At 49.1% G+C, this 24,220-nt stretch carries 25 protein-coding genes; 12 read left to right on the top strand and 13 right to left on the bottom strand.

Annotation, left to right across the window (positions count from 1 at the left end; translation table 11 throughout):
* Positions 1-22: 22 nt before the first annotated feature.
* From ubiU to mog, 3 genes are all read left to right on the top strand, one after another.
* Positions 23-1,015, top strand: coding sequence for a ubiquinone anaerobic biosynthesis protein UbiU (ubiU, locus tag KQY15_RS00635; protein WP_217667614.1), 993 nt, complete (start codon positions 23-25; stop codon positions 1,013-1,015).
* A gap of 4 nt (positions 1,016-1,019) precedes the next feature.
* Entirely contained in the window at positions 1,020-1,892 is an 873-nt protein-coding gene (locus KQY15_RS00640) for a U32 family peptidase (RefSeq protein WP_217666463.1), read from the top strand.
* Between the two features lie 76 nt (positions 1,893-1,968).
* Entirely contained in the window at positions 1,969-2,505 is a 537-nt protein-coding gene (gene mog / locus KQY15_RS00645) for a molybdopterin adenylyltransferase (RefSeq protein WP_217666464.1), read from the top strand.
* A gap of 50 nt (positions 2,506-2,555) precedes the next feature.
* On the opposite strand, the gene rnk is transcribed toward mog, so the two are convergent.
* The 3 genes from rnk to KQY15_RS00660 form a co-directional block, all read right to left on the bottom strand.
* Positions 2,556-2,963 carry a nucleoside diphosphate kinase regulator gene (gene rnk, locus KQY15_RS00650; RefSeq protein ID WP_217666465.1) on the bottom strand — a complete coding sequence of 136 codons (408 nt, stop codon included), beginning with the start codon at positions 2,961-2,963 and terminating at the stop codon, positions 2,556-2,558.
* Between the two features lie 111 nt (positions 2,964-3,074).
* Complete coding sequence (locus KQY15_RS00655) at positions 3,075-4,826, bottom strand: bifunctional protein-serine/threonine kinase/phosphatase (RefSeq protein ID WP_217666466.1); 1,752 nt, start codon at positions 4,824-4,826, stop codon at positions 3,075-3,077.
* A 30-nt stretch (positions 4,827-4,856) separates the two neighbouring features.
* Complete coding sequence (locus tag KQY15_RS00660; protein ID WP_217666467.1) at positions 4,857-6,353, bottom strand: NarK family nitrate/nitrite MFS transporter; 1,497 nt, start codon at positions 6,351-6,353, stop codon at positions 4,857-4,859.
* A 302-nt stretch (positions 6,354-6,655) separates the two neighbouring features.
* On the opposite strand from KQY15_RS00660, the gene KQY15_RS00665 reads away from it, so the two are divergent.
* From KQY15_RS00665 to KQY15_RS00675, 3 genes are all read left to right on the top strand, one after another.
* A complete protein-coding gene (locus tag KQY15_RS00665) occupies positions 6,656-7,960 on the top strand; it encodes an MFS transporter (protein ID WP_217666468.1) in 1,305 nt (434 codons plus the stop codon).
* A gap of 14 nt (positions 7,961-7,974) precedes the next feature.
* Complete coding sequence (locus tag KQY15_RS00670; protein WP_217666469.1) at positions 7,975-9,177, top strand: NnrS family protein; 1,203 nt, start codon at positions 7,975-7,977, stop codon at positions 9,175-9,177.
* Between the two features lie 123 nt (positions 9,178-9,300).
* Positions 9,301-9,690, top strand: a complete 390-nt coding sequence (locus KQY15_RS00675; RefSeq protein ID WP_217666470.1) for a putative zinc-binding protein — start codon at positions 9,301-9,303, stop codon at positions 9,688-9,690.
* Between the two features lie 12 nt (positions 9,691-9,702).
* On the opposite strand, the gene KQY15_RS00680 is transcribed toward KQY15_RS00675, so the two are convergent.
* Genes KQY15_RS00680 through norR form a run of 3 tightly spaced genes read right to left on the bottom strand, consistent with a single transcriptional unit; the run spans position 9,703 to position 12,394 of the window.
* Positions 9,703-10,467 carry a molybdopterin-synthase adenylyltransferase MoeB gene (locus tag KQY15_RS00680; RefSeq protein ID WP_217666471.1) on the bottom strand — a complete coding sequence of 255 codons (765 nt, stop codon included), beginning with the start codon at positions 10,465-10,467 and terminating at the stop codon, positions 9,703-9,705.
* Positions 10,451-10,852 (bottom strand): YbaN family protein, encoded by a 402-nt coding sequence (locus tag KQY15_RS00685; protein ID WP_217666472.1) that lies wholly within the window; start codon positions 10,850-10,852, stop codon positions 10,451-10,453. Before KQY15_RS00685 ends, KQY15_RS00680 begins: the two co-directional genes overlap by 17 nt.
* 15 nt (positions 10,853-10,867) lie before the next feature.
* Positions 10,868-12,394: a nitric oxide reductase transcriptional regulator NorR gene (gene norR, locus KQY15_RS00690; protein ID WP_217666473.1), complete on the bottom strand. Its 1,527-nt coding sequence runs from the start codon at positions 12,392-12,394 to the stop codon at positions 10,868-10,870.
* Between the two features lie 197 nt (positions 12,395-12,591).
* On the opposite strand from norR, the gene ytfE reads away from it, so the two are divergent.
* Positions 12,592-13,305 (top strand): iron-sulfur cluster repair protein YtfE, encoded by a 714-nt coding sequence (gene ytfE, locus KQY15_RS00695; protein WP_217666474.1) that lies wholly within the window; start codon positions 12,592-12,594, stop codon positions 13,303-13,305.
* 844 nt (positions 13,306-14,149) lie between these two features.
* Positions 14,150-14,947 carry a substrate-binding periplasmic protein gene (locus tag KQY15_RS00700; protein WP_217666475.1) on the top strand — a complete coding sequence of 266 codons (798 nt, stop codon included), beginning with the start codon at positions 14,150-14,152 and terminating at the stop codon, positions 14,945-14,947.
* Here KQY15_RS00700 and KQY15_RS00705 read toward each other — a convergent pair.
* A complete protein-coding gene (locus KQY15_RS00705) occupies positions 14,928-15,347 on the bottom strand; it encodes a secondary thiamine-phosphate synthase enzyme YjbQ (protein ID WP_217666476.1) in 420 nt (139 codons plus the stop codon). The two genes, KQY15_RS00700 and KQY15_RS00705, sit on opposite strands and share 20 nt — an antisense overlap.
* Before the next feature lie 205 nt (positions 15,348-15,552).
* On the opposite strand from KQY15_RS00705, the gene KQY15_RS00710 reads away from it, so the two are divergent.
* Both KQY15_RS00710 and KQY15_RS00715 read left to right on the top strand, forming a co-directional pair.
* Positions 15,553-16,191, top strand: a complete 639-nt coding sequence (locus KQY15_RS00710; RefSeq protein ID WP_217666477.1) for a hypothetical protein — start codon at positions 15,553-15,555, stop codon at positions 16,189-16,191.
* A gap of 157 nt (positions 16,192-16,348) precedes the next feature.
* Positions 16,349-16,714, top strand: a complete 366-nt coding sequence (locus KQY15_RS00715; protein WP_217666478.1) for a hypothetical protein — start codon at positions 16,349-16,351, stop codon at positions 16,712-16,714.
* A gap of 66 nt (positions 16,715-16,780) precedes the next feature.
* Here the strand turns inward: KQY15_RS00715 and KQY15_RS00720 are convergent, their stop codons facing one another.
* Positions 16,781-18,187 (bottom strand): amidohydrolase family protein, encoded by a 1,407-nt coding sequence (locus KQY15_RS00720; RefSeq protein WP_217666479.1) that lies wholly within the window; start codon positions 18,185-18,187, stop codon positions 16,781-16,783.
* Between the two features lie 48 nt (positions 18,188-18,235).
* Positions 18,236-18,439 carry a VOC family protein gene (locus KQY15_RS00725; protein ID WP_217666480.1) on the bottom strand — a complete coding sequence of 68 codons (204 nt, stop codon included), beginning with the start codon at positions 18,437-18,439 and terminating at the stop codon, positions 18,236-18,238.
* A gap of 158 nt (positions 18,440-18,597) precedes the next feature.
* On the opposite strand from KQY15_RS00725, the gene KQY15_RS00730 reads away from it, so the two are divergent.
* Positions 18,598-19,023: a 7TMR-DISMED2 domain-containing protein gene (locus KQY15_RS00730; RefSeq protein ID WP_217666481.1), complete on the top strand. Its 426-nt coding sequence runs from the start codon at positions 18,598-18,600 to the stop codon at positions 19,021-19,023.
* A gap of 22 nt (positions 19,024-19,045) precedes the next feature.
* On the opposite strand, the gene hemN is transcribed toward KQY15_RS00730, so the two are convergent.
* The gene (hemN, locus tag KQY15_RS00735; protein WP_217666482.1) at positions 19,046-20,407 is read right to left on the bottom strand and encodes an oxygen-independent coproporphyrinogen III oxidase; all 1,362 of its coding nucleotides are present in this window, start codon (positions 20,405-20,407) and stop codon (positions 19,046-19,048) included.
* 229 nt (positions 20,408-20,636) lie between these two features.
* Here hemN and KQY15_RS00740 point away from each other — a divergent pair, with 229 nt between their 5' ends.
* Positions 20,637-21,830: a tetratricopeptide repeat protein gene (locus tag KQY15_RS00740; protein ID WP_217666483.1), complete on the top strand. Its 1,194-nt coding sequence runs from the start codon at positions 20,637-20,639 to the stop codon at positions 21,828-21,830.
* Between the two features lie 2 nt (positions 21,831-21,832).
* Here KQY15_RS00740 and KQY15_RS00745 read toward each other — a convergent pair whose 3' ends face one another.
* From KQY15_RS00745 to KQY15_RS00755, 3 genes are all read right to left on the bottom strand, one after another.
* The gene (locus KQY15_RS00745; protein ID WP_217666484.1) at positions 21,833-22,795 is read right to left on the bottom strand and encodes a carboxylesterase family protein; all 963 of its coding nucleotides are present in this window, start codon (positions 22,793-22,795) and stop codon (positions 21,833-21,835) included.
* Between the two features lie 170 nt (positions 22,796-22,965).
* The gene (locus tag KQY15_RS00750; RefSeq protein WP_254795379.1) at positions 22,966-23,379 is read right to left on the bottom strand and encodes a VOC family protein; all 414 of its coding nucleotides are present in this window, start codon (positions 23,377-23,379) and stop codon (positions 22,966-22,968) included.
* Between the two features lie 230 nt (positions 23,380-23,609).
* Positions 23,610-24,179 carry a hypothetical protein gene (locus tag KQY15_RS00755; RefSeq protein ID WP_217666485.1) on the bottom strand — a complete coding sequence of 190 codons (570 nt, stop codon included), beginning with the start codon at positions 24,177-24,179 and terminating at the stop codon, positions 23,610-23,612.
* Positions 24,180-24,220: the final 41 nt, after the last annotated feature.

Here is a 24,220-nt window from a genome sequence, read left to right on the forward strand (position 1 = left end):
TAATACTTTAAAGAGGCTGGAAATGGAGCTGCTCTGCCCTGCTGGCAGTATGCCGGCGTTAAAGGCGGCCATCGAACATGGCGCCGACGCCGTGTACATCGGTTTAAAAGATGATACCAACGCCCGTCATTTTGCCGGGCTGAATTTTGACGAGGCCAGGCTGAAAGAAGCCGCGCGCTTTGTCCATCAGCATGGCAAAAAATTACATGTGGCAATTAATACTTTTGCTCATCCGGACAATTATCAGCGTTGGCAGCAGGCGGTTGATATGGCGGCCCACGCCGGGGCCGATGTGCTGATCCTGGCCGATATTGCCGTGCTGGCTTATGCCGCCGAGCGCTACCCCAAGCTGGAGCGGCATTTATCAGTGCAGGCATCGGCCACTAATGTGGCGGCGATTAATTTTTACCGCCAGTTTGGCATAAGCCGGGTGGTACTTCCGCGGGTACTGTCAATGCAACAAGTGCGCGCCATTGCCAAAAGCAGTGATATTGATCTGGAAGTGTTTGCTTTTGGCAGCCTGTGCATTATGGCCGAAGGCCGCTGCTATTTAAGCTCTTACATGACTGGCCAGTCGCCCAACACCGCAGGTGCCTGCTCACCGGCGGCATTTGTTAACTGGCAGGATAACGACGGTACCCTGGAGTCGCGCTTAAACGGTATTTTAATTGACCGCTTTGCCCCGAATGAAACAGCCGGTTACCCCACCCTGTGCAAGGGCCGCTTTAGCGTGGGCGATGATACTTACCATGCCCTGGAAGAGCCAACCAGCCTGAACACCCTGGATTTACTACCACAAATTTACGCTGAAGGTATTAAGTCATTGAAAATAGAAGGCCGCCAGCGCAGCCCGGCCTATGTGGCACAAATTACCAAAGTGTGGCGTGCCGCCATTGATGCGGTACAAAGCGCGCCGGATCATTTTAAGGTGCAACCCCAATGGCAACAGGTACTCGCTGGCTTGTCGGAAGGCAGCCAAACCACCCTGGGTGCTTATCATCGAAAGTGGAAATAATACCATGCAATTCTCATTAGGCCCGGTACTGTACTTCTGGCCCAAAGCACAAATGCTGCAGTTTTACCGCGAGGTGGCTGACAGCGACTTTGATATTGTTTACCTAGGCGAAACCGTCTGCAGCAAACGGCGTGAGCTAAAATATGAAGATTACCTGGCGTTGGCACTAATGCTGCGCGAGGCCGGTAAACAAGTAGTTTTATCGTCAATGACCTTATACGAAGCGCCGGGTGAGCTAAGGGAGCTGCGCAAATATGTCGACAACGGCGAGTTTTTAGTGGAAGCCAATGATGTTGGCGCCATAAGCATGCTGCAAGAGCAAAGCCTGCCGTTTGTCGCCGGCGCTGCCATTAACTGCTACAACCAGCATACCCTACGCCGGCTGGTTAGTATGGGCTTAAGCCGTTGGGTAATGCCGGTGGAATTGTCCGGCCAGTGGTTAAGCGATGTGTTAAACCAGAGCATTATTAGTGACATCCGTGACTGTTTTAGCACTGAGGTATTTGCGCTGGGCCATTTGCCGCTGGCCTGGAGTGGCCGCTGCTTTACCGCCCGCTCAGAGAATCGCAGCAAAGATCAGTGTGAACTATGCTGCATAAAATACCCTGCAGGCAGAGAAGTCAGTAGTCAGGACGGCACCCAGGTATTTGTGTTAAACGGTATTCAGACGCAATCAGGTTATCGCTACAACCTGGTAAACCAGCTAAGCACTATGCACAACACCGTGGATATAGTACGGTTAAGCCCACAACAAACCGGCACCTTTGACTGGCTGGCCAAATTTAAAGCTAACCTGGACGGCACAGCGCCACAACCACTTAGCGCCAGCGACAGTAATGGCTACTGGCTGCAACTGGCCGGCATGGCGACGGGCTAAAAACTCATTTATAACCCAACGGTTGCTACACACCTTGTGCTCGCCGCAGCAACCTCAGTTAAATACAGGATGTGTAATGACCAACCAAATCGCCAAAATTGGCATAGTTACAGTAAGCGACCGGGCAAGTGCCGGCGTTTACGAGGATTTATCCGGTAAGGCAATTATCGATACTTTAACAGACTATTTAAGTAGCGACTGGCAGGCAGAGTACCGTCTGATCCCGGACGAGCAGCCTTTAATTGAGCATATTCTTCGTAAACTGGCTGATGAACAGGGTTGCTGTTTAATTGTCACTACTGGTGGTACAGGTCCCTCCAAACGTGATGTCACGCCAGAAGCTACCGAAGCAGTGTGTGATCGGATGATGCCCGGCTTCGGTGAGCTGATGCGCACTGAATCCTTAAAGTATGTGCCAACCGCCATATTGTCGCGTCAAACTGCCGGCCTGCGCGGCAGCTGCCTGATTATTAATCTGCCAGGCAAACCCAAAGCCATACGCCAGTGTTTAGATGCGGTGTTTCCGGCCGTACCCTATTGCATTGATTTAATGGATGGGCCCTTTTTGCAGTGCAATGAAGATGTGATCACGCCATTTCGGCCAAAAACATAATATTGGGGCAACATAGTGCCGCAGTCATTCGCTTCGGCACTATATGTAACTTAACGTTGATACTCTCCGGCTCGCTCTGGTTGATATACCACCTCGAGAATCTCTACTGTGCGGCTCTGACCATTTGGCATTGGCCACTCCAATGACTGGCCAACAGACAGCCCCAATAATGCACTTCCCACAGGAGCGAAAATTGATATCTGATGTTCACTTGTAGCATCTTGCGGATATACCAGCGTTTTCTCAAACACCTTACTGTCGCCGGAAAATTTAAAGCGCACCGTAGAATTCATACTAACTACATCTGCTGGCATATTTGCCGGCTCTACGATAGTTGCGCGATCCAGCTCACTCTCCAACGTTTCAAGCTCTGGCGTCATCCGAGACATTTTTTCAATTAGTGCTTCTATCCTATCCATATCGACAGCGGAAACAGTAATGGTTGGTTTTGAACTCATTAAACACTCCTGAAAATGACAACCTTAGGAAAAAAGAAAAGCCCGACGGCACTGGCCGTCGGACTTTCACACAATCTGAACGTTATAGCGCCACAGCTTCAAAAAAGCAAGTTAACGCCTAAGCAAAAACAACCACACTACCAGCAGCAAGGTAATAAACCAGAAACCAGATAACAATTGCCAGAACAATAACGGATTGGTTTTGTGTTCTTGCTTAATTTCCTCGTGCAAAAACGCGGGGTTCGGTTGCTGTAAATCAGTCAGCAGCTGGTTAATGCTTTGATAGCGCTGGGATAAGTCTAAACTTACGCCTTTTTGCAGCGCCCGGTCAAACCAGGTTGGAATAACCGGATTAAACTGATGGCTGGGGCGATAGCGCAGTTTGTCGTAATCGGCCGCTGTACGACACTCCTCCACTGCATTCCCGTAGGGTAAATGGCCACCACTGAATAGCTCATAGCTGATGGTAGCCAGTGCATAAATATCGCCCTGCACCCCTGAGTTATGCCCCAGCAAATAATGGGGATCGGAATAGGCTGCTGTGCCAAGCGCGGCTTCGTGTTGCAGCGGGCTGTATATTTCAGCCAGGCCTGCGACATAGACCGAGCCAAAATCGACAATTTTCAAGCTGCCATCTTCCAGGTAAATAATATTACCGGGTTTTAAATCCTGATGAATGGCACCCATCCGGTGGAAAGCCTTTAACCCTTCGGCAATTTGTTTTACCAGCTTAATCGCTAATGCCGGTTTTAACGGTTTCGGTTGGCGCTCAAACCATTGCTCCAGGCTTTGGCCCGGCAAATACTCCATCAGGTAGTATAAAAAGGTCCGCGGCCGGTGTTGGCGCACCACCTTTACTACGTAGTCAGATTCAATCCGCAGGCCGATCCATTCTTCGCGGATAAAACGGTCAATATACAGAGCATCATCGTCGTAATTAAGCGACGGGCATTTCAGCACCAGTTGCCGGGCAGTGCTTTCAACAGCAGCGCTCTCATCTTCAACTAAATACAAGTGGCTGCGGCTACTGGCAAACAGCTCACTAAGTACTTTATAACCATCCAGCTTCATGCCGGGGCTAAGCGCCGGCGGAAAGGGCAGCCGGGTAAGGTGTTGATTTAAATCATCCAGGCTTTGTTCGGGTAAAGCCATGACCTCCAGCAAAATCAGGCTGATATTATCATCGCTGCCCTGCGTTAATGCCTGCTGCTTTAGCTGCTCGGCCGTTAGTTGCAGATCAGTCGCAGCAGTGAGCTGGCACTGCAACCCTTCAGCATTAATAAAATCGGAAATACCATCCGAGCACAGCAGAAATTTGTCGCCTGGCAGCAGGCTGATACTGCCCTGTTGCAGCTCAACCCGCGCATCCATGCCAAGGGCCCGACCGAGGAACTGGCGTTGCTCAGATAGCACAGTGGTATGATCATGGCTTAACTGCTGCAGCACGCCATTGCGCCAATGGTACAAGCGACTATCGCCAATATGAAAAAAATGCGCAGTCTGTGACTTTATAATCAGCGCGGTAAAAGTGGTCAGGTAACCTTTCTGATTATGCACAAACTGATGGCTTAGCTCATACAATTCGTTATTGATGGTGGCCAGCAGCTGGCTGGCGCTGTATGCCACTGACCAGCTATCGGGCGTCTGGCTGTATTCGCGGCAAAAGCGGCTTACCGCCCGTTCACTGGCTTGCTGGCCGGCTTCAGCGGTACTTACGCCATCAGCCAGAGTAAAACAGGCCCCTTTATAGGTTAACAGGTGGGCGTCATCGGGCAGATTCACTGCCACCGCATCTTCATTAGCCGGTTTAATTCCGGCCTCACAGACACTACTGTAACGAAGTTGCAGTTCAGATCCGCTCACCTGTTTATCCTTTTTACCAGACTATTAACCCTAACCGACATTAATCCGGTGCACAGTACCATCTTCACCCACTTCGGTAATATGGCCTTTAGGGTCATCTAAAAACATTACCGCAACCAGGCCCACTAAAGCAGATGCGGCAATAACATAGAAAAACATGCTGTAGCTGACATAGCTAAGCACCGTTAAATACACCACAGCACCAACATTACCATAAGCGCCAGCCATACCGGCGATCTGGCCAGTCATACTGCGTTTAATTAATGGTACTATGGCAAATACTGCGCCCTCTCCTGCTTGCACAAAGAAGCTACATGCCATGGTTGCCAGAACCGCCAGCGGGATCCACCAGTGGCTGTCCATCAGCCCCATCAGAAAGTAACCGGCTGCCAGGCCGCCAATTAAAATCAGCATACTTTTGCGCCGGCCAAATTTATCAGAGAACCAACCGCCCATCGGCCGCGATACCAGGTTCATAAAGGCAAAACCCGACGCCAGCATGCCGGCTTTAACTGCACTGATCCCTTCAAAGGTTTCCAGAAAATACAACGGTAGCATCGATACCACTGCCAGCTCTGAGCCAAAAGTTGCAAAATAGGCAATATTTAAAATACCCACCTGTTTAAAGCTGTATTTATCGGCCTCCGGCACACCGGCACGTAAATGTTCGACGTTAATCCGCCAGGTTTGCTGGGTTTGCAGTATAAACAATAGCAGCAGCACGCCCCACAAAACGTACATCATATTGGTAGAGAACAGGTCTACCCCGGCCGGTGATAAGCGCCAGGCCAGCATTCCCAATGCCAGATGCATAGGAATATTCATCAGAATAAGACCCCACATGGCCCCCCAGCTTGATACCACCATAGCGCCGGTTTTTTTCGGTTTAAAATACATCGAGCCCTTAGGGGTATTGCGGGCATATTTATAAAACACCAGTGCATATACCGCACTTATTACCCCGACGGTGCCAATCGCGTAACGCCAGCCGTCAGGGCCACCATAGGCCACGGCCAGCAACGGCAGGGTCATTGCAGCTGCGGCAGAACCAAAGTTACCCCAGCCACCATAAATACCCTCGGCGGTACCCACCTGGTGGTGCGGAAACCACTCGCCTACCAAACGAATACCCACGACAAAGCCGGCACCAACAAAGCCCAGTAAAAAGCGAAACAGCGCCAGTGCATCGTAAGTTTGGGCAAAAGCAAAACCAATACACAGCAGCGCCGAGATAAACAACAACAAGGAGTACATAATGCGTGGGCCGTAGCGGTCGACCAGCATACCCACTACTATCCGCGCCGGGATGGTAATGGCTACGTTTAAAATCAGCAGCGCTTTAATCTGGGCATCAGTTAGCGCCAATGCTTCTTTAATATGAATCAGCAAAGGCGCATGGGCGAACCACATCACAAAGGTTAAAAAGAAAGCAAACCAGGTCAGATGCAGCATTTTTATTTTTTGTTCAGCGAAATTAAGCAGGTTTAACCCACCACCGCTTGGCGTTGCTAAAGCAGAACCAGCCATAACATTCTCCACAGGATTAACAGTTAACTGCGCCTAGTGTAGAGAGCTGAAAGGGTAAAATCATTGATATAAAACAAAGCTAAACGGGCAGTTTTTTTAACAATTACAATCAGATACCACTTTATAGGTAGTACTGAAGCAAGCTACATATTATTGAAAATAAGCGCTTGGTACCTACTAAGGCTTAGTTCTTTAACTGGTGCAGGCTTGAGCGGCGCGTCAGAGGTACACCCTCTTTGCTGCTGCAGCACTTTGCTTTGGCGTTACACTACTGCTTAGTGATATACAGCGGATATTTTGCTATGGCGCACTATGCCCCTACTACGCTGGCACAGGCCACATTGCCCGGTGCCAACCGTGCTTTGTTACTGGCAACACTGGCCTTTGCCGCCTGTTTTTCGGTCTGGACCCTATATGCTGTAATGGGCATCCTATTACAGCAACAGCTGGGTCTTAGTGCTACCGAATACGGTATTCTGCTGGCAGCGCCAATTTTAAGTGGTGCAGTGCTTCGGATCCCACTCGGTATGCTTGCCGATCGGCTCAGCAGCCGCCGTCTGTGGCTTTATCAAATGCTGGCTGTCATTCCCGCGCTGCTGTTATTGCCATTGGTAGATAGTTACAGTGGTTATTTGTGGCTGGGACTGTGGTTTGGTATCAGTGGGGTATCTTTTACCTTTGGTGTGCGCTACGTCAGTTGTTGGTTTGCCTCCAGCCGTCAGGGTCGGGCGCTGGGCTTATTTGGCGTGGGTAATGCCGGGGTGGCGATCACCTTTGTACTGGTGCCGCTTGCAATTGAATATGTTGGCTGGCAATGGGTGGGGCCGCTCTATGCCGCTGGTATGCTATTGATCACCATACTGTTTGCTTTGCTGTCACCCGCCGAACCTACCCAAGCTTATACTAACGCCACCGCGCTTAGCTTGCGGCAATTGATATGCGATGCGCGAATTTGGCGCTTTTCGCTGTATTACTATTTTGTGTTTGGCAGCTTTTTAGCGCTGTTACTGTGGTTACCGCAATACTATATGCAAGCCTATGACATGAGCGCGCAACAAGCGATGGCATTTACCTTGTTTTTTGTTGCTACCTCATCAATGGTAAGGGCGCTGGGCGGCTGGTTTGCTGATCGCTATGGTGGGCGGGCGGTAAACTGGAGTGTGTTCTGGGTCTGTATTATGTGTTTGTTTTTTTTAAGTTACCCACCTACTACCCTGATTATTCATGGCCTGGAAAAAGACGTACAGCTGGAAATCGCGATGAATGTCTGGTGGTTTACGTTATTGATTTTTATTATCGGCGTAGCTCAGGGTTTTGGCCGGGCCAGTGTGTATAAGGTTATTCACGATTATTACCCGCAGCAAATGGGTAGCGCCGGTGGCTTTGTTGCTGCCATTGGCGCGCTGGGCGGCTGCACCCTGCCCATTGTATTTGGTTTGGCACAGGATGCACTTGGCATAGTTACCGGCTGTTTTATGATTTTATACGGCGTATTGGCGCTTTGTATGATCACCATGTTTTTTGCTAATCAGGCGGCGCAATACCAGCAAAAGCTGGCTGCTGCCCGCTCTGACAATTTTCTTTTAGATGAAGATCAACCTGTTTAAGGTAAGGATAAACCATGCAAATTACCGACTTGGCAACTGAGCAGAAGCTGTTACCGTTGCTGCGCCAGGCGTTTCGGCCGATGTTTTTATTTGGCGCGGCCTTCAGTGCCCTTGCCATGCTGCTGTGGGGGCTGGCGCTCTCTGGCCATATTCAACTTAAACCCTTTGCCAATGTATTGTTCTGGCACAGCCATGAAATGCTGTTTGGTTTTGTCTGTGCCATTATCATCGGTTTTTTGCTAACTGCGGTGCAAAACTGGACCGGCCTGCGGGCGCCACATGGCAAAAGCCTGCTAATAATAAGCTTGTTGTGGCTGGCAGGCCGCTTGCTACTGCTGTTCGGCCAGGGCTTACCCCTTTACCTGGTGGCGGCAGTAGATTTAAGTTTTCTACCAATTTGTGCCTGGTTGCTGGCAAGGCCGTTAATCCAGGCTGGCCAGCACCGCAACCTGTTTTTTGTGCCGGTGTTGTTATTACTTACCGCCTGTAATGCACTGATGTATATCGGCGTCGCGACTAACCGTTATGAGCTTATTCAACTTGGCAGCCAGAATGCAGTGTGGCTAATCACCCTGTTAATGGCGATAGTCGGCGGCCGGGTGCTGCCGATGTTTACCGCCAATGGCACCCAAACCAAAAAAGCGGAGCCGCTGTTATGGCTGGATCGTGCCGCGCTTGGCTCACTTTGGCTGATCTTTGTGCTGCATTTTTTTGCGCTGACTAAATATTTGCCGCCGCTGGCGATAAGTGGTTTATTTGCACTTAGCGCCTTCTTCACTGCCCTGCGCTGCCTGCGCTGGAAAATATGGATCACTTTAAAAGTGTCGCTGCTCTGGTCGCTGCATCTGGCGTACTGGTGCATTCCAATTGGCCTGGCACTCTATAGTGCCCGCTATGCAGGCTTTAATATCAGTAATAGCATAGCGTTACACGCTCTTACCGCCGGCGCCATGGGCAGTATGATTTTAAGCATGATGGCCCGGGTGTCATTAGGCCACAGCGGCCGGATGCTAAAACCGCATGCCATTATGTCGCTGGCGTTTTTGCTGGTACTGGCTGCCGCTGTCAGCCGTACCCTGCTGATCTGGCTCTGGCCGGCGCAAACAATGCAGTGGTTGTGGCTTGGCGTCGGCGGCTGGGTGCTGGCGTACGTGCTTTACGTATTGGTGTATTTCCCGGTGCTCACTACGCCCAGGCCAGATGGACGGCCGGGCTAGAACCCCCCTGTACCTCTTAAGAGGTAAGCGTGCCGCGGCTTTGATTTGTATCAAGTCGCGGATTGCTATGGCCTCTACACTGAATAAATAGTCTGACCACGCTATTTAACAGGGGAGCCCCGTATGAACACCGAATACAACGACAAGCCTTTAGTCTATTCCTGCTCTGGCTGCTCAAACGTCGCGCAGCTGGCCAATGATTTAGCCGTGGTACTTGACCGCGAAGGCTCAGCACAAATGTCTTGTATTGCCGGAGTTGGCGGTAAGGTAAAACAGCTGGTAAAAGTCGCCCAATCCGGCAGGCCGATTCTGGCAGTAGATGGTTGCCCGCTTAACTGCGTAAAACACACCCTCGCCACGGTAGATGTCGTACCCACCTGGCATATCGAACTCACCTCACTAGGCTATAAAAAACGCGATCACGAAAACTGCGATTTAGGTGATGCCTATAAACTGCTGCAGATGGTGCATAGCGATATATTGCCACAAGCGGCGAAGCCGGCACTGCGGTAATCGCAGCAAGCGTTAACCACAAACACTACAGTTTGGGTCTTTGTTTAAACCGAACTGACGCCATTGGCTTGTTAAGGCGTCAAATAACTGCAACTTGCCATACAGTGGTGTACCTATTCCGCCAAGAATTTTTACCGCCTCTAAAGCCTGCATGGTGCCAATAATACCGACTACCGGGCTTAGAATACCCGCTTCCATACAGCTGAGTTGTTGCTCGCCAAATAGCTGACTGAAACAGTGGTAGCAGGCACCGTCGCCTTGCATACTAAAACTGGCCACCTGACCTTCCAAGCGAATAGCGGCGCCCGATACCAGCGGCACTTTGGCCTTAACACAGGCTGCATTAATGGCATTGCGGGTGGTAAGGTTGTCAGTGCAGTCCAGCACCAGTGAATACTGCGGTACCAGCGTCGCTAAATCGTCTTCACTTAACCGCTGCTGCAAAGCCTGTATTTCAATTTCGGAATTTAACTGGCGCAAACTGGCTGCAGCTTGCTGTACTTTACTCTGCCCGATATCGGCTTCGCGATACAAGATTTGCCGTTGTAGGTTACTGTGGTCAATAGTGTCATCATCTACCAGGGTAATACTGCCTATACCACTTGCCACCAGATAAGGTGCGGCAGCACAGCCTAACCCACCCATGCCAATCAGCAGTACGTTACTGGCGAGTAACGCTTCCTGGCCCCTAAAATCCAATGCCGGCAGCATTACCTGGCGGCTGTAACGCATCGCCTGCTGCGGGCTAAGCTCTGACGGATTAGTCGGTTTTGTCATAATCATTATCCTGAGTAACTTGTTCAGGGCGGCGCCATAGCCAAAGTGCCACCAACAATAGAAAACATGGCAGCAGCAGTTTTAGTAATAACGGCGCTGTCGATAACTGCAACAACAGCACGCTTAGCAGCATCATGCCACAGGCCAGATATTTAGCACGGCGGGGTACCACCCCGTTTTGGCGCCAGGCCAGGATCGGTGGGCCTAAATGCGGATGAGTTAACAAGCGTTGCTCCAGCGCCGGCCAGCCTTTTCCTGCCGACCAGGCACTAAGTAAAATAAAAGGGACCGTTGGCAGGCCCGGCAAGGGTATGCCTAACAGGCCCAGTGCTAAGCTTATTATTGCCAGCGCCCGCCAGAACAGCGCCCGACTATAGTGCCACATTATGTTTCCACCAATTTACTTAAGCCCCAACCGTTGTGCCAGCTTATGCAGGTTGCTGGGGTCAAGCTCAAGCTGCCGTGCCGCTAACGACCAGCTGCCATTTTGCTGGCCTATCGCTTGTTGAATCATCTGTCGTTGCAGTTGATTAACCGCCTGTTTTAACGGTATAGCGCTAAGTTGCAACACACCGTTTGTTTCATTGTGCGCAATGGCTGCCGGCACGGTATCCAGATCAAGCAATGTCGCCTCCAGGGTAACGATGTCAGTTCGCGACGCGCCATGACTTAACGCTTTAATCGCCGCCCGGCTAATCACATGCTCCAGTTCCCGCACATTGCCCGGCCAGTCGTAACTTAACAACGCCAGCTCGGCGTCACTGGATAATCTGAGCGCCCGCAGCCCCAACCGGCTTCGGTTCAGCTCAAGAAAATGGCCGGCTAACAACGGAATATCATCCGGCCGCTCGCGCAGTGGAGGGATTGGCAACGGATATACTGATAACCGATGATATAAATCGGCCCGAAACTCACCACTTTTAACTTGCTGCTTTAGATCACGATTCGTTGCCGCAACCAACCGCACATTTACCTGACGTGTTTTATCTGAGCCCAGGCGCTGAATTTCACCGTCTTGCAGTACCCGCAGCAATTTGGCTTGCACGGAAAGAGGCAGCTCGCCTACTTCATCTAAAAACAGCGTACCGCCATCGGCTGCCTCAAAACGCCCGGCCCGCTCGCTGTGGGCACCTGAGAAAGCACCTTTGTTATGACCAAACAGCTCACTTTCCGCCAAGCTTTCTGGTAGTGCAGCGCAATTAATATAAATCATCGGCTTAGTAGCGCGGGCGGAACTGCGGTGCAAATGACGAGCAAACAGCTCCTTACCCACACCCGTTTCACCAAGCAACAAAACGGGCAGATCAGAGCTTGCCACCACCGTGAGCTCCTGCAGAATTTGTTGCAAAGCTTTACTCTGGCCAATCAGCTCATAACGTTGTTTGGCGGCCGGTTCATATTGCTGCTCGTCGGCCTGATGATTGAGCCGTAAAGCCCGGTTAGCTTGCTCCAGCTCAGTCATCCGCACTGCGGCTTCTACCAGCAAACTGTAGCGCTGCAGCTCGTATATCGCAGCCTGAGAAAAGCTGCCTGCCTGCAACGCATCCAGGGTAATAACACCCCAACAGCGTCCCTCAACATAGAGCGCAATACCCATACAATCGTGCACCGGTAGTGCCTGCCCGGGTTGCTCGGCTAACAAACCATCGTATGGGTCGGGTAATTCAGACTCAGGCTCAAACCTGACGGGGTTGCGACTGGCTAAAATTGCTGCCAGCCGGGGGTGTTGGGCTACCACGAAACGCCGGCCTTGGGCTTCACGTACCAGGCCATGCAATGCCACAGGTTTAAGCACATCATGTTCCAGCCTGAGCAAGCCTACTGCCCCGCAACTAAAGTGACTACGCAGGGTACTCACTAAACGCTGCAAACGCACGGCCGCAGGCAATTCTGTTACCAAATCAGCAATTAAACTTTCTTCCAGCATGGTATTTTTTACCCTTGGGTAGATATTACCCTTAGTTAACTGGGTGCAATTTACCACAGTGCATAATAAAGCTATATAAATCAAAGGAGGTAGTTTTGGCCTGACTCTTGCCATCTTAGTCTTGTTAATAGCGGTTAACCGCCCAGTTGAAAGCGGCCCCTTTAATCAATTAAGCAACTAAGTAAGCAGGAGCAAGTATGTCATTCACCCATGTATCATTTTTAGACCAGTCTTTAGGCCAGATAGCCACTACCATTGCCGGTGCTACCGCGGTATTTCATCAGTACAAACTGGATTTTTGTTGTGGCGGCCAACACAGCCTGCGTGAAGCACTGGCTGCAAAAGAACTGGATGCAACGCCTATTCTCAGTGCTCTTCGGCAATTACAACAACAAGAAGGCGAGATAACCGACTGGCGCAGCAAACCGGTAAAGGAGCTTATCGAGCATATCCTGCAGCGTTTTCACCAGCGCCACCGTCTACAACTGCCCGAGGTTATCCGACTGGCCCGGCGGGTTGAGCATGTTCATGCTGACGATCCGAATTGCCCGACAGGGCTAACACAACACCTGGAAGACATGTATCAGGAGCTGGAAAGCCATATGGTAAAAGAAGAGCAGATTCTGTTTCCTATGTTGGCAGGCGGCATTTATCCGTCCGGGCCGATTAGCGTAATGGAAGAAGAACACCTGCAGCATGGGGATGCCCTGGAAACTCTGGATAAGTTGACTAATAACATTACTTTGCCGGCCGATGCGTGCAATACGTGGACAGCACTGTATCTGGCATTGCAGGAGCTGAAAGAAGACTTAATGCAGCATATTTTACTGGAAAACCAAATCTTATTTGTCCAGCCCAAAGCCAGTGCTCACGATGATGACCGCCAAATGTGCTGCGGTAGTTGCCAATAACTCATTTTTTCATCGGAACCATGCATTAATGCCTGGTTCCAATCAGCCTTTTGGTGTTTAGCTAGGTGTTTGAATCTGTGTTTAATCGTTTTTCGGCCATTTTGAAGCAATTAGTTATTCGTCGACAAAGCACTGCAATGTGAGTTTATGCTTGGAAACTTTTAATTTGTCACAGTTTTCTTTCTTATAGGTCTATATCAAGCATTCTCCACAGGCTAAAATTGGGATCACTTAACCTCTAAGACGTTAAAGATGTTTAAAATCAACATAATAAAACCATCCTTCCCTATGTTATAGATTCGTTCCCTTCTCAAGTACCCACCTAACCTAGTAGCGACCAGATTGTCTTCTAATAAGATCGCATTGATATATCAACAACCAGCAAACACAAAATACACAGTGAGCACTGCAAGGAAGAAAGTGCGCAATATACTGATATTTATACATTTATAGTGCGCACTATCTTAAAAAAATTTAAATGATGGTCATAATGGAAACTTTTAACTTGTGGCCTTTTAGTGACCAAATAGTATTCTAAAGGCTTTTAAAGCGACCAAAATCTAACTTGAAAAAATATTTTATAGTGCTATAGTCCTTATATTATAAGGCTTTCAGGCTACTTAGCCTTAATTTCAGTGTTATTCAAAGCATAAATATACCCCCTTGACATGGTGGGGGTCGGTGGTTCGAGTCCACTAGGACGCACCAATAAATTCAAATAAAAACGCCACTCAATGAGTGGCGTTTTTGTATTTTTAAACTGTGATAACTAGCGTTTTGCCCGAAAAACGGCAATGCTGTTATTAACCCAACCATCAGACGATTAATTGGTTAGTTGTCAGGCATGAAATTCTCCATCTCACACTCCCTTGCAAGTTGTGGCATATTGTTGCTGGCATTATCTGCCAGCGCTGAGCAACAGCCACTGCGACTGCTAACCGAGCACAAACCGCCGGGTACCTTTCTTAACGAAAAAGGCCATGTTTCCGGAGCAACAGTCGAGCTTGTCCGTCATCTGCAACAGCAATTGAATGAACCCGGGAAAATCGAACTTTTGCCATGGGCCAGAGCCTATGAAATGGCCAAAACCGGACCCGATGTTGCAGTATTCGAGACTATTCGTAATGCAGAACGCGAAGCCCTGTTTAAATGGGTTGGCCCGTTAAAACAGTATAAAGTGGTGTTGTATGCCAGGGCAGACCGGTTAACAAGGGATCTGACTGAGTTTCCAAAATACCGGATTGCCTGTGAATACCGGCGCTCAGCTTTGGTTGATGATCTGGTCCGGCTTGGTTTTTCCACGGAGAGAAATCTGGTATTAACGTCAAAGCACGGAGACTGTTATGACATGTTGTTGCATGGCCGGATATATGCAATAGCGCTCAGCAGTAATAATGTTGAAGCGCAAAAAGCGTTATTCTTAGAAAAAGGGGTACCTCTGGTAGCGGTATTACCGGTGACAGAAGTAAAAATGTATATGGCGTTTTCACCTGACGTTAGCGATACCCGCGTGGCCCGCTGGCAGGCTGCACTGGAGCAAAGTTATCTGAATGGCACTATGCGTAAACTTTACCAGAACGTCTATCCTGAACAGATGATTGCTGAACTTGAAGCCCTGGCAGCTATTCACCCTGCAGAGTAACTACCACCGTTCTGCTGCCGGCATGGTTACGATGCTCACACAAATAAATACCCTGCCAGGAGCCCAGATTCAGGCTGCCGCCAGTGATTGGAATGGTTACACTACTGCCAAGCAGGCTGCTTTTCAGATGCGCGGGCATATCATCACTGCCCTCACAAGTATGGGTATAGTAAGGCTCGTTTTCGGGTACTGCCCGGTTAAAAAACTGCTCAAAATCCTGGCGTACTGTCGGGTCGGCGTTCTCGTTAATGGTTAACGATGCAGAGCTGTGCTTAATAAAAACGTGGCAAATACCAACTGAAAAGTCATTCAGTTCGGCTAATTGACGGAGTATTTCATTAGTTATCAGGTGAAAGCCGCGCGCTCTTGCTTTCAAAGACAGCTCTTTTTGCAACCACATCGTGTTTCCTCTTACTTTGAACAATAAATGCTTACCACAACATCAGCTGGATATCAGGACATTATCAGCACAAAAACAGCCAGTATTGTTAACTGGCAAGAGCGATTATGTTATGGCTTCTTCTGTTGCTGAAGCAAGATCAAAATGGGCATTCGGCCGGTCAAGCGCTACACTATAGTAATATTTTGTTTTAGCGGATGATATTATGCGTATTGCTTTAGTGTTGATTCTCCTGATTATTATTCCTTCGCCTGCGTTCACAGCAGAACATCAGCATAGCTATATCGGAAGCCATGGTATGGTGTTGTTTGCAGCGGATGATATTTTGCTGGCGTCACATTTACCGCTGTACCAGCCGCCACATAATTATCAGCTGATATACCAGATAACCCTGCCACCTACCGAACATCAAGCCGTGCTGGCCACCCTGCATGACAAGCAGCAGATGACCATTCTGCCGCAACAGTTTGACTTACAACAGTTAATCAATGGTAACAGCATCACTATTAAGGCATCTGTGTACCATGGCCATTTTGAACGGGGTGGCAGTGTCTGGTTTGATGAGGTGCCGGTTAATTTTGCCAGGCGGCTCTATTTTCGGCCAATAACACAATCCGCACCAATAAACGAAGCCCATTATGACGTGCTTAAAATTAAGCAGAATTATTTTTTAATTCATCAGATTGCCGCCAAGCCTGGCTATGATCAGATTTTACGTACTGATCAGGCGCCGCCAGAGCCGCTGGTATTAAAAGCACCGGCAGATGTCACCGCCCTGCAGCAGCTGAACGCGATGGGAATTCAGGCGACTGAGGTGTATCTGGAAACGGCTGATTTTAAATAAGTCTGTCAGAAAGAACTATTGCCGCTTGAGCAAGCCCACCCTTTTCATTAGTTTTTCTAATGAATTGGAGATAATTTATCTCGTCTATCTTACACAGAACTGTCACCTTCACCTTGTATTCTTATCAGCAGTAAAAACAAACCTGGTGAGGCAAAAAATGAAATTAGCAATTGTAACTGCAGTAGCGGCTCTGGCCCTGATATCGATGAACAGCGAAGCAAGTGTCAATACTTATACTTATTCGAACACCGAATATTGCCAACTGGCTGCCGGCGACGCCACAGAAATGAAGTTAGCAGCCTACAGCCGTAAACTGGGTTTTACTCCTACTACTGCTGAATGTCGCAGTCTGCTGCAGCCCGTGTCGGTCGAGGTAGCCGTTACGAAGGAAGACGTCGCCAGACAACAACTGTTGCGTTTTCAACGCGGCTCAGTAATCCGGCTGAATAACACCCTGAATCAGAAACTGGCGGCGATGTCAGTTGAAGAGCGCATGGCAGTATTAAAACGTTTATATAACTGACTACCGGTTTAAACACGTTTAACCATCCAAAAAAAACAGCGCCTGAGGGCGCTGTTTTTGTCAGGCTTACTCTTTACTTTCTGCCAGCCGCGCCTTTGCAATATCTGCCAGCATGGCATCAAGCTTGTCTCTGCCCAGCCACTGACCACGCACCATTACACCGGCAGGTTGATACAGCACGCTCAAATCGTCTAACGGATTACCATCAACCAGCAATAAATCTGCACGCTGGCCGGCTTTTACCTGGCCAAACTGATCTTCAGCAGCAAAATACTCACCAACCAGCACGGTGCCACTGCGCAAAATGTCATAGTTGCTGATCCCTGCCTCCGCCATTTTGGGTATTTCCCGGCGGATAGAAAGGCCCGGCACACTAAATAACTGCGGTGCGTCGGTGCCCAGTAAAATGGTGACCCCGGCCCGGTATAATTCCCCCAGCAACAGCTTGCGGTTTTGGGCATGTATTGCTGCTGTTTCACCCGTGTAATAAGCCCCGCTCCCAGCCTGCAAGTAGCGCTGCCAGCCGGCAATCACCCGGGCCGGCATATATTTCAGTTCATCATAAGCCTGCAACTTTGCTGCGTCAGCCGCACCAATAATGGTTTGCCATAAGGCTTCTGTGGGCACTACCGCCACGTTATGTTGCTTGGTTAACGCTACCAGCGGTGCCATATCCTCAGCCGATAACGCTTTATCAAAACCACCCAGTGCGGCCATATAACCATCAAGATGATCGATAGTGCGACTGCCAAGCACAATAGCCTGCTCAATACCAACCGCCTCCGGCACATGGCCGGCAAAATCAATATTTTGCTTATTGGCTTCCGCCGCAATCGCCTGATAATGCTCCAGGCTTAAGCCGGGGTGGATTTTCAACAGGTCCCACCCTTGCTGCTTGTGCTCGCGTACGCGCTGCCGGGCCTGCTCAGCTGAGGTAACCGTGTGCTGATTAAAACTGGGACCAGCCAGATACAAAGTCGGGCCCAGTCGCTCCCCGCTGGCGATATCCTCTTTAAGCTGCAACTGCCGATCATGGCCAAGCATGCCGCGCACCGTGGTGACGCCTCCGGCCAGGTACAGCGTTAACACATCGTCCAGATAACGCGCTGGCACCCCACTGAAATCAGCCAGCGGTGGCACATGGCCATGCATCTCGGCCAGACCTGGCAACAGGTAGCGACCTGCCCCGTCAATTACAGTGGCGCCGGCTGGCAGGGCCAATTCAGCAGCAGAGCCAACGGCAATAATCCGATCGTCCTTTATCAGCACCCGTTGATTACGCAGTACCCGCTTATCAGGCGTCACTTTCTCAGGGTGCATCGGCAACACATGCACCTTATCAAATACAATATAACTTTGTTTAACTGATGACTCAGCTTGCTCAGTCTGCTTACTTTTCGCCGCAAAACTGACTGACAGCAACGCCAGTAACACACAACAACCAAGCCGGAATAATAATGTTTTCAGTAACATGGCACGCGCCTTTTGTCGCCATCAGAATTCATCATAATGAACAAGCCACTACAGTTTGGCAATACCAGCTAGGATCTTTGTCATCCACCAAACATTTCGGCATGCATTACCGCCACCCGGCATATCCATCAGGCTGACAAGTTCTGCACCGTAGGCTTTTTTATAGAAATCAATGGCTTTGGCTGCACCTTTAACCGTTAAATAAGGGATGGCCGAAGCATAATTTGGTGGGATAGGTAGAATAGACGCCATATCAGTCTCCTGCTGTTGAGTTTCAGGCACTATCAGTATAGCGGGGATCCAGCCCTGCTCGGCCTGCGAGAGCTGTTTCTGTTAGCACGAAATCATTGAGTTCAGTAGGCAGGTCAGATAAGTTGTTGTCTTCAGCAATAAAACATCCCTGGTTTTAAATGGCGCTTATCTTTGCCCAAACTGTGCTCAGCTGGCAAAAACAGTTAAAACGTTCCCCATTCCGGTTGGTACCATCGTATTGGATGCTAACGATACTGTTGTTAACCGTCGTATCGGCGTTGTTCAGCGGCAGCGGAAATGCGATAGACATCAGCGAGTACAAAGATGGCACGCCGGGAAAATATATCAGATATTTTCAGGAAGATGAGCAGCGATTATCACTGGAGCAGGCGCAAACTGTTTTTGCCAGCCAAACCGTTAAGCAAGCCAGCAGTAACTCATTGTCGTTAGGTATTGGCACTGCACCAGTCTGGATGAAATTCAGGGTAACCAACCCGCAACCAACGGGCGCAGAGTATCGGCTGGCTATTGAGACGCCCTGGCAGGAGATAACCGAAAAGAAGATAACCAACAGCCAAGGCTGATTCCGCTGAGCTATAGGCCACACTACACCACTTTTGAATAGCGCAGCTGGCCCCGGTTTAAATACGCATCGAAACAGGCACAGATACTACGCACCCAAAGCCGGCCGGTATTGGTTACCTTAATCCGCCCGGCGTAAACCTCTACCAGGCCATCTTCCATAAACGGCTGTAAGCGCGCTAAGGCGTCTGCAAAGTATTGCCAGAAGTTAGCAATGTGCCACTGCTGAGCAAACACTGCGACATCCAGTTCAAAGTGACAGATTAGCTGGCTGATCAACGCTGAACGTACTTTGTCATCAACATTTAAGCTGAACCCCCGTTCAACCGGCATGTTCCCGACATTTATCGCAGCGTAGTAGCCTGCTAAGTCTTTGCCGTTTTGCCACAGTACGCCATTAACCTGGCTGATACTGGATACCCCCAGGCCAATCAGCGCATTCTGGCCCGCGGTGGTGTAGCCCTGAAAATTACGCTGCAATTTGCCGGCCTGTTGCGCTTTGGCTAAAGCATCATCCGGTCTGGCGAAATGGTCCATGCCAATAAACTGATAGCCGGCAGCGACAAAACGGTTGATCGCCAGTTGCATTAACTGCAGTTTTAACGGTGCATCCGGCAGGCTGGCATCGCTTATTTTACGCTGGGCGGCAAAACGCTCAGGTAAATGGGCATAGCTGAACAGAGAAATGCGATCAGGGTTTAGTAAGATAATTTCATCAACCGTTTCGGCAAAACTGGCCGGTTGCTGAAATGGCAGGCCGTAGATCAAATCCAGATTTACTGAGTTAAAACTGAGCTCACGGCTAAGCGCTACCTGATGGCGGATAAGATCAGTATCCTGCAGCCGGTTTATGGCAATTTGCACGTTTTCATCTAAATCCTGCACCCCAAAACTTACCCGATTGAACCCCAGGCTGCGTAAATGGCGTAGCTTGTTATCGCTGCAACTGCGTGGATCTATTTCAATGCTGACTTCGGCATCGTTGTTAATAACAAAATGTTGCCGCAACAGCCTCATCAGCCGGCTTAACTGGGCTTCGGTTAAAAAAGTTGGTGTGCCGCCCCCCAAATGCAGCTGGCTGATACATTTCTCCTGCAATAACGGCTGATACAGCGCCATTTCCTGCGCTAGGGCATCCAGATAACTATCGGCTTTGTGCTGATGGCGGGTTACCAGCTTATTACAGCCACAGTAGTAGCACAGCTTATGGCAAAACGGGATATGCAAATACAAGCTAAGCTGCTGCGCACTGCTGCCGATGGCCGTTTTAATCTGCGCCTGGTCAAAATCAGTAGTTAATGCCAGCGCAGTGGGGTAAGAGGTATAACGCGGGCCGTTGATATTGTACTTACTGATTAATTTCGGGTCCCAGTTAACTGACTGCATAACTACCTCTGCGCTATCGGCTTTTAAAGCGCTATTGTAGATGTTTAAGCAGCGGGATAATTTGATCTGTGACAGGCCTGGCGCAACTCTTTTAATCTATCGTGCACTGGCCACGTCACTAAATAGTATTGGCCTGTCGGCTGCATGTACTATTTTTTGATAGGGTGCTACGCACTATTCCACCCTGACTTTGGTCTATAGTTAATCAGGTAGCTAACTGAGCGGTGATATGAAAATACTCACAGCACTTAACATTATATTTTGCCTGTTATTAGTAGCATCATGTCAGCATAGCTCCGGTGAATGGGCTTTATCGCAGCAGCAACAATTACTGCTTGACGATGCCAGCTTTTCCGGCGAAACCTATCCGGTTGAGACCGCAACACAGATATTTCAGCTGCCTGATGCAACTAAAACGCAGCTTAACCGTTTGTCCGCGTCACATCAGGATCTGGCTGCACGCAGCAAGGCCATTTTGCATTACATACTGGCATACGCTGGCGACAGCCTGACCTACCAGCATGGGGCAACCAAAACAGTTAGTGAAACACTGGCTACCGGACGGGCAAATTGTTTGAGTTTATCGTTGTTAACCTACAGTATCGCGAGGGAGGTGGGTATTGATGCGGTATTTCAGGATGTGACCATCCCTGAATATTGGAGCAGCTCGACAACTCAAACCTGGCTGAACGGTCATATCAACCTGAAATTACTACAAAACGGCCACTTAAATCAAAGTTCAGGCAAAGTGCTACTGAGCAGTAATATTATTGTCGATTTCGACAGCAGTATTGCCAGAAAACGTTTCCCCGCGAAAATCATTTCCAGCAAACGTGCCATAGCAATGTTTTATAACAATAAAGCCGCAGAAGCGCTTGACCAGAGTAATGCCGCCCAGGCCTATCGTTACTATCAGGCGGCCATTGCAACAGATCCGGATTTTGCCGATACCTGGTCCAACCTTGCTGTACTGTACCGGCTACACAATTACCATCGCCTCGCTGAACAAACGTATCACCATAGCCTGGCGTTAGATCCAAACTCAAATAATACGTTGTCTAATCTGGCGGTATTGTACCGCCGGAATGGTAATATCGATGCCGCCGCCAAATTGGAACAACGGGTTTACAATAAACGTAAAACTAACCCCTGGTACTTTATTATGCTTGGTAATGAGGCTATTAAAACCAATAACCAGCGCGAAGCAATAGCGTTTTTTCAGCAGGCGCTGGCATTGGATAACAATACCCATGAAGCATGGTTCGGTTTAGCCAGTAGCTATTTTGCTCTGAATAACAATATTAAAGCATCACAGTATCTTGAACGTGCCCAACGTGCTGCAACACTTTTGCCCGATAAAGAGCGTTATCAACACAAACTTTCTGCACTAAATCAGCTCAGCAGCCTGTGCCAGCACTGTTAAATTTAGCGGCTTTGATGCTGAAGCAGCCAGTTATAAATATCTTCGCCAGCGTATACCTGGCGCCAGGCATCGTGTTCAGCATGCTCCAGCATACTGAACCGCAGTTTGTTATGGCCAAGTTGGCGCAGGGTTTCAATACCCGGGTAAAAGTAGTTTTTATTAACGGCAGAATCACGCCCGGCAGCAAATACCCACAGCGGCGTTTGCGCAGCCGCAATTGGCGGCATTAAATCCGGATGGCCCCAGCCAACTACCGGCGCCACCGCGGCAAAGCGGTGCGGGTGCTTACTGGCCATATACCAGCTACCAAAACCGCCATAGCTAATACCGGTTAAATACAAACGGCTGGCATCAGTATTATAAGTTGCCTGAACGGTTTGCAGCATCGCCAGCAAGTCCTGCTCTGCCCGCTCCCAGCCATCAGGCAATAATGCAGGCACCTTGCTCATATCTGCCACCGGCTCTGCCGGTGCTATTGGTTGGCTTGAGGGAAACATCGCCGGGCGCGGTGGTACGCCCTTGGTTAAACGCTGTGGAATATCAGCTGGCGAGCGGTTGGCAATATAAGATACGTTGCCCATATCAAACATATGCAGTTGCGGCACAACGATAATAAATGGCAAGTCACGCTTTTGCACCCAGGCTTCATACAAAGGCCCGTGAATTAAGGTGTAATCCAGCTCGTCCAGGCCATTACCCCGCTCACCATTGCCGTGTAAAAACAGCATAACCGGCCATTTTTTAGCACTGTCCTGCTGATAGCCTGCCGGTAAATAAACAAAATACTGGCGTCTGGTATTGTCGATGCTGCTTTGATAATCCAGCCGCAACAGCTGTGGCTCAGAGGTTGCCGTGGCCTGGTTACTATCTGGACTGCTATCTGGGCTGCTATTTGTATTGCTGCAGGCCGCAACCATAACAACAACGGTTAACCACAAGGTAATTTGTTTATATAATGTGTCCATATTTCTCAGCCAATGTTGGTAGCGGTTGCCAAGCAGACACCCGGTTATCCGCCAATACCGGCTGGCAGCATATGTTGGCTTTGTAGCCAGCCCAGGGCAATCAGGTTTAACAAAGCCCCAAGATAAAACACCAGGGCCACATTGCAGCACGCTTAGCGGTTATATACGTACTATTGGTGTGCCTTGTTTAATTGTAATAAATCCCATTTATTTCCATAAAGATCTTGGAACACCGCAACTGTCCCATACTCCTCAACTCGCGGCTCTTCGTTGAAAACAACGCCATTGATCTTCATCAACTGATAATCTCGCCAGAAATCATTAGTTTGTAGAAATAGAAAAACACGGCCTCCAGCCTGATTACCCACAAATTGCGCTTGCTCCTCTGTACTCGGTTGAGCAAGAAGTAAGTTCGTTCCATTCGAGTTTGGCGGTGAAACTTGTACCCAACGTTTACCATTACCCAAATCTGTATCGTCAACCAAAGTAAACTGAAGTTTTTTTGTATAAAACTCAATGGCATCATCGTAGTTTTCAACGACGAGTGCGATGTTACCAATTTGCTGCTGAATGACTTTAGACATACTTAGTTCTCTGAAATTTCTAAAGTCGGATTCTAAACTGAACTTCCCCCAATCTCATCTTCTATTCAAGCCTTTAGCGCTGAATTCAACATGGCAAAAATATAGCGCACCTGGTAAGGTGCGAAAGTATGTTGGCGTTGCTTTTGCTTTTTTTTTGCAAAAGGCATGACAAGATACTTATGTCGCTCTTTACCGGTTTGTTAGGCGAATACTCCTGTTGCACTTCAAGCTTACAGCTTTACATTAACGTTTTTCTCTTGCAGTTTAGTTAGAAGTACGGTTGCAAGATCAATATACTGCTGAGCAGACTGGAGAGTAGGTTCAAATCCTTGTGCATGCGCCACTTCGTTGCGGAGTCTCCTGATTTCATGAAACAGGGTGACATCTGCGGGACTTAATATGCTCCTCTCGGCAAGTGGCTCTGCGAGCTTTGACGCTGGAATATAACTTGGGCTCGTGACGGAAGTACTGTTACTTGCAAGAACTGCCCTCGCTGCCGCCTCTACTCGAACCCACGATTCGAGAATTGCCGAGCGTGGATGTAACTCTGCTAACTGAGCGAGAAACTCATGAGAGGCAAAATCTGCTTGTTCATGGCTTGCAACAATACTTTTTTCTGATATTTCGGCGAGTTCTCGAACTTCCTTTTCAAACTCCGCTTCCACTGGGCCTGCTTTCACTTTCCTTAGCTGCGGTACAAGCTTTGCGATATCGTCTCGCAAAAGAAATACTATGATAAGAACCGTGACAGGCCAGGCCAGCTCTTTCACAAGTGTTGTAGTAAATTCAAAGCCACTCACGGGGACCTCGATCGCCTAACGCTTATTCGGCGGAATAATCC

Origin of the sequence: Arsukibacterium indicum, from assembly GCF_019100565.1 — a bacterium.
Classification (GTDB): domain Bacteria; phylum Pseudomonadota; class Gammaproteobacteria; order Enterobacterales; family Alteromonadaceae; genus Alishewanella; species Alishewanella indicum.